This window comes from Tsukamurella serpentis, from assembly GCF_054780975.1.
This window is the reverse complement of sequence record NZ_BAAGVH010000003.1, coordinates 604,626-616,537: the sequence shown is the minus strand read 5'-3', so window position 1 is coordinate 616,537 and position 11,912 is coordinate 604,626. Positions and strand designations below refer to the sequence as shown.

Annotated in this window: 7 protein-coding genes and 1 tRNA gene; 2 read left to right on the top strand and 6 right to left on the bottom strand. The window is 70.1% G+C overall.

Annotated elements, in window-relative coordinates:
• The 3 genes from selB to ACYVHG_RS11220 form a co-directional block, all read right to left on the bottom strand.
• Positions 1-1,821: a selenocysteine-specific translation elongation factor gene (selB, locus tag ACYVHG_RS11230; protein WP_461167517.1), complete on the bottom strand. Its 1,821-nt coding sequence runs from the start codon at positions 1,819-1,821 to the stop codon at positions 1-3.
• Positions 1,809-3,104, bottom strand: a complete 1,296-nt coding sequence (selA, locus tag ACYVHG_RS11225; RefSeq protein WP_461167516.1) for an L-seryl-tRNA(Sec) selenium transferase — start codon at positions 3,102-3,104, stop codon at positions 1,809-1,811. The genes selB and selA overlap by 13 nt, the downstream gene beginning before the upstream one ends.
• Positions 3,105-3,132: 28 nt before the next feature.
• Positions 3,133-3,228, bottom strand: a tRNA-Sec gene (locus ACYVHG_RS11220).
• Between the two features lie 644 nt (positions 3,229-3,872).
• Between ACYVHG_RS11220 and selD the strand changes: the two genes are divergently transcribed.
• Positions 3,873-4,883 carry a selenide, water dikinase SelD gene (selD, locus tag ACYVHG_RS11215; protein WP_461167515.1) on the top strand — a complete coding sequence of 337 codons (1,011 nt, stop codon included), beginning with the start codon at positions 3,873-3,875 and terminating at the stop codon, positions 4,881-4,883.
• On the opposite strand, the gene nrfD is transcribed toward selD, so the two are convergent.
• Genes nrfD through fdnG form a run of 3 tightly spaced genes read right to left on the bottom strand, consistent with a single transcriptional unit; the run spans position 4,855 to position 10,177 of the window.
• A complete protein-coding gene (gene nrfD, locus ACYVHG_RS11210) occupies positions 4,855-5,946 on the bottom strand; it encodes an NrfD/PsrC family molybdoenzyme membrane anchor subunit (protein ID WP_461167514.1) in 1,092 nt (363 codons plus the stop codon). The two genes, selD and nrfD, sit on opposite strands and share 29 nt — an antisense overlap.
• Positions 5,943-6,959, bottom strand: a complete 1,017-nt coding sequence (locus tag ACYVHG_RS11205; RefSeq protein WP_461167513.1) for a 4Fe-4S dicluster domain-containing protein — start codon at positions 6,957-6,959, stop codon at positions 5,943-5,945. Before ACYVHG_RS11205 ends, nrfD begins: the two co-directional genes overlap by 4 nt.
• The gene (fdnG, locus tag ACYVHG_RS11200; RefSeq protein ID WP_461167512.1) at positions 6,947-10,177 is read right to left on the bottom strand and encodes a formate dehydrogenase-N subunit alpha; all 3,231 of its coding nucleotides are present in this window, start codon (positions 10,175-10,177) and stop codon (positions 6,947-6,949) included. The genes ACYVHG_RS11205 and fdnG overlap by 13 nt, the downstream gene beginning before the upstream one ends.
• 181 nt (positions 10,178-10,358) lie before the next feature.
• On the opposite strand from fdnG, the gene ACYVHG_RS11195 reads away from it, so the two are divergent.
• Positions 10,359-11,909 (top strand): OFA family MFS transporter, encoded by a 1,551-nt coding sequence (locus tag ACYVHG_RS11195; RefSeq protein WP_461167511.1) that lies wholly within the window; start codon positions 10,359-10,361, stop codon positions 11,907-11,909.
• Positions 11,910-11,912 lie beyond the last annotated feature (3 nt).

Below are 11,912 nucleotides of genomic sequence, written 5' to 3'. Positions count from 1 at the left end.
TCAGCGGACGACCTCGCGGTGCCCGGCGTCGAGCCGCCGGGTCCATCCCTTCGCGTCCAGGTGTTCCAGCAGCGGGATCGCCACGCGCCGGGTGGTGCCGAGGGCCGCACGCGCCTGGGAGGTGGTGAACGGCTGCGGCAGAGCCGCCAGCGAGCGCATCGCCAGCGCCGGGGCACCGGGCGCGAGCACCACGCCGTCGGCGATCCGCAGCAGCCGTCCGGCCCGCTCGGCTGCGGCGAGTTCACGCCCACCGAGACCCAGTTCGTGCAGATCATCGGCGTCAGGGGCGGCGAACGGATCGGCGGTGAGCCGGCGCTCCACCTCGGCGACGGCGCTCTCCGCCGGTCCGAGGACGGTGCGGTGTCCCGGCTCCGCGAGCACTCCCCCACCTACCTCCAAGCCGCAACCGTCGAGCACCGTCGGCAGCAGCGCGGGATCGGGCAGGCCGAGCAGGTCGCGGGCCGCACCGAGGGACAGGCCGGCTGCGAGCGGGTCGCGCTCGTGCAGATCGGTGACCGCGCCCCGCAGGCGCGCCTGCCAGGCGTCGATCCGGTCGCGGTGGATCCACCACTGCCGCACCACCACGACCGATTCCGGCACGTGGTCGCCGAATCCGAGCTGGTCGAGGCGGCTGCGGTGCACCGCTCCCGCTCGGGCGACCTCGGCGAGCAGGTCACCGCCGGTGTCCCGGCCAATGGCACCGCCGGTGTCCCGGCCAATGTCACCGCCGGTGCGCCGGTCGGCGAGTACACCGGCGCGGCGGACACCGTCGCCGCGGCGCCGCAGGGGCGGCGGGTCCGGATCGAGAATCCGCGCGCCGCCGAGGATCCGCTTGGCACCCGGATCACGCAGCACCACGGGGTCTCCGAGCGCCAGGGGCAGTGCTCGGGCCAGGGTGAGCCGCGCGTGTCCGGCCCCCAAGGGCCGCACCCGCGCCGGAACCGCAGCGGTCCCGGCGTGCACGGTGACCCACTCGGGGAGCCGCTGTTCGGTCCGGGTCCGGACGTCGGCGAGTGCCGTCCTCGTCCACGCACCGGGCGTGAGCAGAGCGTCCCCTCGGCGGATGTCGTCAGCGGCGATGCCGCGCAGATTCACCGCGATCCGCGAGACCGGACCGACCCGATCGGTGGCGCAGCCGTGGCGGTGCAGTCCGCGCACGACGACCCGCCGGGTGGACCGCGCGCCGTGTAGTTCCAGTTCATCACCGACGGTGACGGTGCCCGCGGGTAGGGTTCCGGTGACCACCGTGCCCGCACCGACGACGCTGAACGCCCGGTCGATCCAGATCCGCTTGTGTGCAGCAGCATCCGGTTCCGGTAGTCGCGCCAGCACGTGGTCGAACACGGAACGCACTTGATCGAGTCCGTGGCCGGTGAGCGCGGAGGCGGCGACCACCGGCGCCTCGGCGAGGCCGGTTCCGCCGAGCTCGCGGCGCACCTGCGCGCTCACCTGATCGATCCGGTTCGGGGCGCGATCGGCACGCGAGATCACCACCACGCCGTGTTCGATCCCCAGGGCCTCGACGGCGTCGCGGTGATCGTCGGATTGCGCCCGCCACCCCTCGTCGGCGGCGACGACGAAGCAGACCACCGGCACCGGACCGAGGCCGGCCAGCATGTTGCCGAGGAACCGCTCGTGGCCGGGGACGTCCACGAAGGCGATCTCCCGGCCGGACGGTAGTGCGGTCCAGGCGAATCCGAGGTCGATGGTCAGGCCCCGTCGTCGCTCCTCGGCCCACCGGTCGGGTTCGATTCCGGTGAGCGCCCGCACCAGGGTGGACTTGCCGTGATCGACGTGCCCCGCGGTGGCTACGACGTGCACGCGGTCACCGCCCGGACGGCTGCAGCCACGGCATCGTCGGACTCCTCGGGGACGCAACGCAGGTCGATCAGGCAGGCACCGTCGGTCACCCGTGGCAGTACCGCCGGTGATCCGGTGCGCAGCGGCTCGGCCAGTGACTGCGGCAGGCGCACCGCCCAGCCCGGCAGCGGAACACCGGGCGCGCCCCCACCCCCGACTCGCCCGTCGTGTGCGACGACGGTGCCACCGACCTGTGCGGCGAGCCGCTCGGCCCGCCGACGCAGGTGCTCGGGGTCGGCGCGGACGTACCGGCTCACCGGTGCGTCCGGTCCGCCGACGGTGGCCTCCAGTGCGGCGAGTGCCAGCTTGTCGGCGCGGACCGCGCGGGCCAGCGGATGACCGGCCAGTCGCCCGATGAGTTCTGCACTGCCGAGCAGGATCCCGCCCTGTGGGCCGCCGAGCAGCTTGTCGGCGCTGGCGGTGACCAGATCGGCGCCGGACCTGAGCGCGGTCGCGGCGTCGGGTTCGTCCGGGAGCGCCGGGTCGGCGGCGAGCAGACCACTGCCGATGTCCATGATCACCGGGATGTTCCCGCTGAGCCGGCGCAGTTCGGTCAGGTGCACTCCGGCCGTGAAGCCGTCGACGCGGAAGTTGCTGGGGTGCACCTTGAGGATGGCGCCGGTGTCGGGGCCGATGGCCTCGGCGTAGTCGCGGGCATGGGTGCGGTTGGTGGTACCCACTTCGCGCAGGCGAGCACCGGTGGACGTGATCAGATCCGGTAACCGGAAACCGGCGCCGATCTCGATGAGTTCGCCTCGGCTGACGATCACCTCGCCGCCCGCGGCGAGTGCGGTGGTGGCGAGCACCAGCGCCGCCGCCCCGTTGTTGACAATCAGCGCGTCCTGCGCGGCGGGACAGGCGGCGATCAGGGCCTCGCGGGCCGCGGTTCCGCGCCGACTGCGGGTGCCGGCGGCCAGGTCGAGTTCCACGTCCACGTAACCGGCCGCGTCGACCACGGCGGCGACGGCTGCGGCCGAGAGTGGAGCCCGCCCCAGATTGGTGTGCACCACCACTCCGGTCGCGTTGAGCACCGGCCGCAGCGATGAGGCGGCGGCATCGCCGAGTTCGCACCGCACCATCGCTGCGACGTCCTCCGGTGCGATCCGGCCGCTGCGAGCGGCATCCTGGGCGGCGACGATCGCCGTCTTCACCCGACGCTGGCCGAGTCGGGCGGCGGCAGCGGCGATGTCGGCATCGGCGAGCAGGTGGTCGGTGCGGGGAATCCGCCTGCGGGGATCGCTCACGCTCGCTCCTCGTCTCTCGCCTCGAAGATGGCGGAGGTGGACGGGAATCGAACCCGCCAGGCCGAGATGCTCGACCTCACCGGTTTTGAAGACCGGGGAGCCCACCAGGAACTCGGACACCTCCACCGGCCACCCTAGCGGTGCACGACGGTGCTCTCCCGCTGAATTCCAGCCATGTGGCGGGTTGGATCGGTCCTTCCGCGCGTGCCACGATCGGATATCGGCATATCGCCGCGAACCGCTCGACAGGGCAGGAGTGAGGGATGATGGTCACCGGACGGACCTCGTGGAAAGCCGCTGCATCAGTGCTCATGGCGGGAGTGATCGCCGGTGCCGCGCCGTTCGCTGCGGGCGCTGCGCCACTACCTGCACCCAAGACCGCGATCCGGGATTGCTCCGGCACCGCGACCGTGATGCCCCGAACCATCGTCCTCGACTGCGTCGGTACGAAGCGGACCCTGATCTCGGTGACGTGGAGTGAATGGAACCGTGACAATGCCATCGGCCAAGGAACGCTGATCGGCGAGCCCGAGCCCGGGAACCGTCTTGGCGGAACGGGAAACGCTCGAACAGTGGGTATCCACGTGTACTCACCGGTGGGCACCGACACCGAACGGCGATTCTCCGAGGTGACCTTCGGTAGCGCTCACCCGGCGGGAAACCGCTTCGAGAGTTCACCTCTCCCGTAGTTCTCAGGGCCGGCGTGGTTCCCGGGCTCGACCGACGATCGAGACACCCGTCCGGCCCGCTCCGCGATACCGTGGCGCCATGACCGAACAGCTCGCCCGGCTCACCTCCTTCGCGCACGGCGGTGGCTGTGCCTGCAAGATCCCGCCCGGCGAGCTGGAGGAAGCGGTGCGCTCACTCACCGGGCAGGTGGCGCCGGACGTCCTGGTCGGCCTCGACGACGGTGACGATGCGGCTGCGGTGCGGGTCTCCGGCGATCTGGCGGTGCTCTCCACCGCGGACTTCTTCACCCCGGTGGTGGACTCCGCGTACGACTGGGGCCGGATCGCCGCCGCGAATGCGCTCTCCGACGTGTACGCGATGGGTGGCCGCCCGGTGATGGCGATCAACCTGGTCGGCTGGCCGCGGGAGACGCTGCCGATGGAGCTGCTGACCGAGGTGCTGCGCGGCGGTCTCGCGGTGGCCCAGGAGGCCGGGTGTCCGGTGATCGGCGGGCACAGCATCGACGATCCCGAGCCGAAGTACGGGATGGCCGTGACCGGGATCGCACACCCGGACAGGTTGCTGCGCAACGACTCCGCCAAGGCCGGGCTTCCCTTGACGTTGACCAAGCCGATCGGAGTGGGGCTGCTGAACAACCGGCACAAGCGCACCGGGGAGGTCTTCGAGTCGGCGATCGCTGCCATGACCACGCTCAATCGGGATGCCGCTGCGGCCGCGCTCTCCGCCGGTGCCCGGGCGGCGACCGATGTCACCGGCTTCGGACTGCTCGGACACCTGTTCAAGATGTGCCGGGCCTCCGGCGTCGGCGCGGAGATCGACCCGGCCGCGGTCCCGCTGGTCGACGATGCCCGAGAGGCCCTCCGGGACGGCTTCGTCTCCGGCGGCACCCGCCGCAATCTGGACTGGGTGGCATCGTCGGGCCTGCTCACCACCGACGGGGTGCCCGAGGATCAGTTGCTGCTGCTCGCGGACGCGCAGACCTCCGGTGGCCTGCTGGTGGCCGGTGAGGTCCCCGGGTACCCGGTGATCGGCCGGACCGTCGCCGCCCCGGCCGGCTCGATCAGCGTTCGCCCTGTTCGGGGCCGGTGACGATCGAGTCCCCGGTGATCCCCGCCGCACGGCGGGCCGCCAGCCGCCGTTTCTGCGGCTCGATCACGTATCTCGGGTCGCGTGTGGACTCCAGGCCGGCTTCGAAGACCCCGAACCGGGTCAGCGCAGAGGCGCCGATCAGCGCGAGCCCTGAGACGACAGCGACGGGCCTGCGGCCGCCGCCGAACAGTGCGCCGAGGCCGCCGGCGATGGCGAGCCGTTCGCTCCAGCGGAGCATCGTGCCGGGTCTGCCGTGGTGCAACGGCTCGACCAGGGTGGGGTCCATCCTGGATTCCATGATCTTCATCGCGGCGACGTCGCCGGCCACCCCGGCGACGGCGAAGGCGCGCGCCGGACCGGTCTCGGTGGTGGGTGTGGTGACCATCGCCAGGCCGCCGGAGGCCAGGGCGGCGGAACTGACGAAGACGAAGGGAAGATCCCGGTGCGTGCCGTTCCACGTGGGCACCGCGGTATCGGCGAGGAGGACCGCCGTGTACACCGCCAGCGGGGAACCGAAGGCGGCTCCCGCCAGTCCTGCGGGTCCCTGCATCGCGTGCAGCACCGTGCGCAGCGGTCCGAGCGGTAGCCGCTCTCCGAGCAGCCGGTCGATTTCGGCGGCACCGGCAACGCCGATACCACCCATGAAACCGGAGAGGATCCAGGAGCCGAGGCTCATCGGCGAGGTCACCTTGACCACTCGCATCATGTTGATGAACCGCATGGGTTTGCCCAGATCGGCCACCAGGCACAGAGCACCGACACCGGCCGCGCCGAGCGCGCCGAGCCGGGCGTTGCGGCGCAGCGCCGTCCGTCCGGTGAGCTGTGCACCGGCACCGAGCAGGCTGGAGCCGCCGGCGATACCGCCGAGCACCAGGTAGGCACCGACCGGCCACTCCCACGGTGGAGGTTTGACGATGGATCTGCCGTAGTACGACTCGAACTCGATGTCGGGTACCACCACGTCATCGCGTCCACCCGGCCTGCGCTGCGGCGGATTCTTGCGCCACTTGCGTTGACGGGGCGGCTCGGGCGGACGGACCTCGTCGAAGCCGGAATGCGTCACCGTCGCCCCTTCCCCACAGACCCGAGCACGAACGACGCGGCCGCGGCGGCGACCATTCCCGCCGCCGCGACTCCGGCACGCTTGTACATGGTCATCAGATCGGCGGTGCACACCCGCGGATCCGGTGGCAGTCCATAGACCTCGGGTTCGTCGAGCAGCAGGAACACCGAGCCGGTGCCGCCGACGCCGTCGTCTCCGTTGGCGCCGTACAGGCGTGCCTCGGTCATGCCCTGGGCGTGCAACTGCGCCACCCGCGCCTTGGCGGTGTCCACCAGATCGTCGTGGTGGCCGTACTTGATCGAGGTGGTGGGGCAGGTCTTCGCGCAGGCCGGTGTCTCGTCGTCGATCAGCCGGTCGTAGCAGAGCGTGCACTTCTGTGCCACACCGCGTTTGGCGACCGGGGGCTGCTCACCCTTGCGGTGGCCCTCACGGTGAGTGGGCGCGGCGGTACCGTCGCTGCGCCGCTCGACGACACCGAACGGGCAACCCGCTACACACGTTCCGCAGCCGTTGCACACGTCGGCCTGCACCACGACGGTGCCGAACTCGGTGCGCATCATGGCCCCCGTCGGGCACACGTCCAGGCATCCGGCGTGGGTGCAGTGCTTGCACACATCGGAGGACATCAGCCACCGGAACTCCGGGGTGTCCGGTGGGGCGGTGTCCGGTGGGGCGGTGTCCGTCTCGGCGGACTGCTTCGGGGGCAGGGACGGCATTCCCAGGGTCACCAGTCTCCGCCCGGCTTCCCGGGCGCGGGTGATCTCGGTGCGATCCTGCTCGATGAAGGCCACGTGCCGCCAGGTGCTCGCCCCCAGGCTCACGGTGTTGTCGTAGGACATGCCGGTCAGGTCGAGGTCACCGTCGCGCGGGTTCTGGTTCCATTCCTTGCACGCCACCTCGCAGGCCTTGCAGCCGATGCAGATGGAGGTGTCGGTGAAGAATCCGCGCCGCTGCTGGTGCACCGCCCAGTGCGCGTCGGCGCTCGGATCGGTGGGTCCGGTCAACTGTCCCATCGGTTCCTCCTGTCCTCTCGCAACGGATCGGTCAGCCGGACGTTGTCGGTCGAGGTGGTCACACCCGCCCGCTGTTGGTACTCACGCACCAGATCGAGCAGGGCGGCGCCCTGCGGCCGGCGCCCCGCGATCACCTCGCACGAGCCCACTTTCGACTCCTGGATCTGGGTGTTCGGGTCGAGAGTCACGCCGATCAGGTCGTTCGCGGCGTCACCGGAGACCACCGCGTCGGAGCCCACGCCCCAGTGGTACGGCAGTCCCACCTGCTGCACCTCACGGCCGTTGATGGTGAGCGTCTTGACCCGGTCGGTGACCAGCACCCTGGCCTCGATCGCGGCGCGCGGGGAGATGATCGTGGCCCAGCCGCCGTTGACCAGCCCGCGTGCGGCGGCCAGTTCGGGCGAGATCTCGCAGAACATCTCCGGTTGCAGCTCCGACAGGTACGGCGACCAGCGGCTCATGCCACCCGCGGTGTGGTGCTCGGTGAGCCGGTAGGTGGTGAACACACACGGGTACACCTCGACTCCGGCCTCACCCGCACTCGGCGCGTCGAGATTGTCCTCACGGGGGAACATCACCCGGGCGGGCGCCTGCTGCTGCGGGTACAGCGCATTGCGCACCGGAGATTCCTGCGCCTCGTAGTGCGCCGGGAGCGGACCGTCGACCAGACCCGACGGGGCGAACAGCCAGCCCTTGCCGTCGGCCTGCATGATGAACGGATCGTCGCCGCAGAGTGCCTGCGCGCCGCCGAGTCCCGGATCCGGGCGGGCACCGGGCGCCCGGTCGACGGGGAAGTCGGGGACGTCCGGACCCACCCAGCGCTGGGCCTGCTCGTCCCACCACATGTACCGCTTGCGCTCGCTCCACGGCTCGCCCTGCGGATCGGCCGATGCCCGGTTGTAGAGCATCCGGCGATCCGACGGCCACACCCACCCCCACTCGGATTGGGTGAGTCCGTCGCCGCCGTGCGGGGTGCGGCGCGCGGCGTGGTTGGTGCCGTCTGCGTACACACCGGTGTAGATCCAGCAGCCGCCGGCCGTGGAACCGTCGGCCCGCATCTCGGTGTACGAGTTCAGGTGCTTGCCGCGGTCCGGGCCGCTGGTGTGGAATCCGTTGATCTCCCCCAGCACCGCCTCCGGATCGGGATTGCCGTGCGCATCCGGCGGATAGTCCCAGGTCATGTCGGTCAGCGGGCGGTCCCGCTCATCGGTGGACCCGGCCAGACGCCGGCGGATCCGCACACCGAGCTCATGGAAGAAATCCAATTCGCTCTCCGCCTGCCCCGGCGGTGCCACCGCCTGGTGCCGCCATTGCAGCATCCGCTGGGTCTGGGTGAAGCTGCCCGCCTTCTCCACGTGGGTGGCAGCCGGCATGAAGAACACCTCGGTGCCGATGTCCTCAGTGCGCAGTTCCCCCGATTCGATCTCGGGGCCCTCCTTCCACCACGTGGCGGATTCGATCATGTTCAGATCACGCACGACGAGCCATTTCAGGTGCGACATCGCCAACCGCTGCTGGCGACCGTTGGCCGAACCGACCGCAGGGTTCTGGCCCAGAACGAAGTAGCCCTCCACCTTGCCGGCCAGCATGTCCACCGTGGTCTGATACGTGCCGGCGGGGCCGTTGAGCCGGGGCAGATAGTCGTAGCACCAGTCGTTCTCGGCGGTCGCGGCGTCACCGAACCAGGCCTTGAGCAGACTCACGGTGTACGCATCGGCGTACGCCCAGTACCCCTTCTGCTGCTTCGATCCGATCGCCTCGATGTACTGGGCGAAGGTGTCGTGCTTGCCCACCGAGGGCATCGGCAGGTAGCCCGGAAGCAGGTTGAACAGCGTCGGGATGTCGGTCGACCCCTGGATGCTGGCGTGCCCGCGCAGCGCCATGATCCCGCCACCCGGACGGCCCACGTTGCCCAGCAGCAGTTGCAGGATCGCCGCGGTCCGGATGAACTGCGCGCCGAGCGTGTGCTGGGTCCAGCCGGTGGCGTAGCCGAAGCAGGTGGTGCGCTCACGACCGGAGTTGTCGGTGATCGACCGCGCCAGGTACTCGAAATCGGCTCGGGGGATTCCACACATCTGCTCCACCATGTCCGGGGTGTAGCGCGCGAAGTGGCGTTTGAGGATCTGGAAGACGCTGCGCGGGTCCTGCAGGGTCTCGTCACGCACCACCCTCGCGTCCTCGTGCGGTGCGCCGGAGGCACCGCCGGCGTGCTGGTAGGCCCAGGTGGACGGGTCGTACCGTCCGGTCTGCGGGTCGAATCCGGAGAACAGCCCGCCGAGGTCCTCGGTGTCGCCGTACTCGTCCACGATCAGGGTGGCGGCGTTGGTGTAGGCCACCACGTACTCGCGGAAGTACTTCTCCTCGGTGAGCACGTGGTTGATCAACGCGCCCAGCAGAACCACATCCGAACCGGCCCGGATGGCGATGTGCCGGTCGGCCACCGCCGAGGTGCGGGTGAACCGCGGGTCGACGTGGATGACCCGCGCACCGCGAGCCCTGGCTTCACTGACCCACTGGAATCCGACGGGGTGCGCCTCGGCCATGTTCCCGCCCATCAGCACGATGCAGTCGGAATTGGCCATGTCCTGAAGGGATTGCGTCGCCCCTCCGCGACCGAACGAGGCTCCCAGACTGGGAACCGTGGCGCTGTGTCATATCCGGGCCTGGTTCTCGATCTGGATGGCACCGGCCGCGGTGAACAGTTTCTTGATCAGGTAGTTCTCTTCGTTGTCGAGAGTGGCGCCGCCCAGTGACGCGATGCCCATGGTGCGCCGCAGGCTGCGCCCCTGATCGTCGACGTCCTGCCACCCGTTCCGGCGGGACTCGATGAAGCGGTCGGCGATCATGTCGATCGCGGTGTCCCGGTCCAGGTCCTGCCACTGCGTGGCGTGCGGGGCGCGGTAGCGGATCTTGGTCTGCCGCAGCGGATTATTGACCAGCTGCTCACTGGACGAGCCCTTCGGGCAGAGCCGGCCACGGGAGATCGGCGAGTCGGCGTCACCCTCGATCGCGACGACCCTCTCGTCCTTGACGTACACCTTCTGCCCGCAGCCGACGGCGCAGAACGGACACACGGTCTGCACCACGCGGTCCGCGGTCCTGGTGCGCGGCGACATCGCGCGGGTGCGTGCGGACTCCACGGCCGGCCCCCGGCCGAGGACGTCTCCCGAGCGCAGCTGTCGCAGAACCGGCCATTCGAGGGGGCTGAACCTCGTCATGTCTGCCACCATAGCCCTCGCATCGTGGCGGCGGGCGCCGACTGCTGAGGACGGCTTCAGATCTCTCTCCCCCTCCCCCGAGCGGGCGGACCGGTACCGCCGCGAACGAAAACCCTCTCGCCGGGTTCTCCGGCGCGGTATGACTGGGGCACTCGGCGCCGCAGCCCCACGAGGAGAAGACGTGTCCGCTTTGTCGTTCCTGGACCGTAGCCGTTCGATCGCACCTCCCGGCTACAGCCGGTGGCTGATCCCGCCCGCCGCCCTCGCGATCCACCTGTGCATCGGCCAGGCGTACGCCACGAGCGTCTACAAGGACGCGCTGGTCAAGCACTTCGACACCAGCCTGACCGCGATCGGTGTGGTGTTCTCGGTCGCGATCGTTCTGCTGGGTGTTTCCGCGGCACTGTTCGGCACCTGGGTCGACCGGGTGGGACCGCGGCGCACCATGTTCACCTCCGCGTGCTGCTGGTCGGCGGGCTTCCTGATCGCCGCAGGCGGGATCGCCACCGGGCAGCTGTGGCTGGTGTACCTGGGCTACGGCGTGGTCGGCGGGATCGGCCTCGGCCTGGGGTACATCTCCCCCGTGTCGACCCTCATCAAATGGTTCCCGGACCGACCCGGCTTGGCGACCGGGATGGCGATCATGGGTTTCGGCGGCGGAGCGATGGTGGCCGCGCCGCTGTCGAAGCAATTGCTCACGTTCTACGGCGGCGGAGCGGCGGGCGGTACCGCGGTGATGAAACTGTTCCTCACCCTGGGCATCGCCTACTTCGCGGTGATGATGCTGGGCGTGTTCACCGTGCGGGTACCCGCCCCGGGTTGGCACCCCGCCGGTTTCGATCCGGCGAACCGGCCGGCGTCGGCGATGGTGACCACCGCGCACGTCTCGGCGGCGAACGCGATCAGGACACCGCAGTTCTGGCTGCTGTGGGTGGTGCTGTTGTGCAACGTGACCGCCGGTATCGGGATCCTGGAGAACGCGGCAGACATGATCGAGGACTTCTTCCGCGGGGGCGACGGTGCCTCGACGGTGACGGCGACCGTGGCGGCGGGTTTCGTGGGCCTGCTCTCGGTGGCGAACATGGCCGGCCGGTTCGGGTGGTCGACCACCTCGGACTACCTCGGCCGCAAGCGTACGTACATGCTGTACCTCGGTGTGGGCGTGGCTCTGTATCTGGCGTTGGCCACCATCGGGTCGTCATCGACGGCATTGTTCGTGCTGTTCTGCGCGGTGATCATCTCGTTCTACGGCGGTGGTTTCGCGACGGTGCCGGCGTACCTCCGGGATCTGTTCGGCACCTTCCAGGTGGGCGCGATCCACGGCCGGTTGTTGACGGCGTGGTCGACCGCGGGCGTGCTGGGGCCGCTGATCGTCAACGGGGTACTGGATGCGCAGGGCTCACCGGGTGAACTGCGGGCCGGGGACTATCGGCCGGCTCTGCTGATCATGACCGCGGTGTTGGTGATCGGTTTCGTGGCGAACCTGTTGATCCGGCCGGTGGCCGCGAAGTGGCACGAGGGCGGTCCGGTCACCGATGCGGCCGATTCCGCCGGTGCGAGCACCGTCGCGACGCCGGCGGCGCCGGAGAGACCGGCGCCGGAGGGACCGTCGGCGCCGACGGCGGGCCGGTACCGGCCGGCGATCATCGCCACCTGGACGGTTGTCACCGTGCCACTGGCGTACGGACTGTTCTACGCGGGGAGGGCCGCGCTGCAGTTGTTCTCCGGGTAGCAG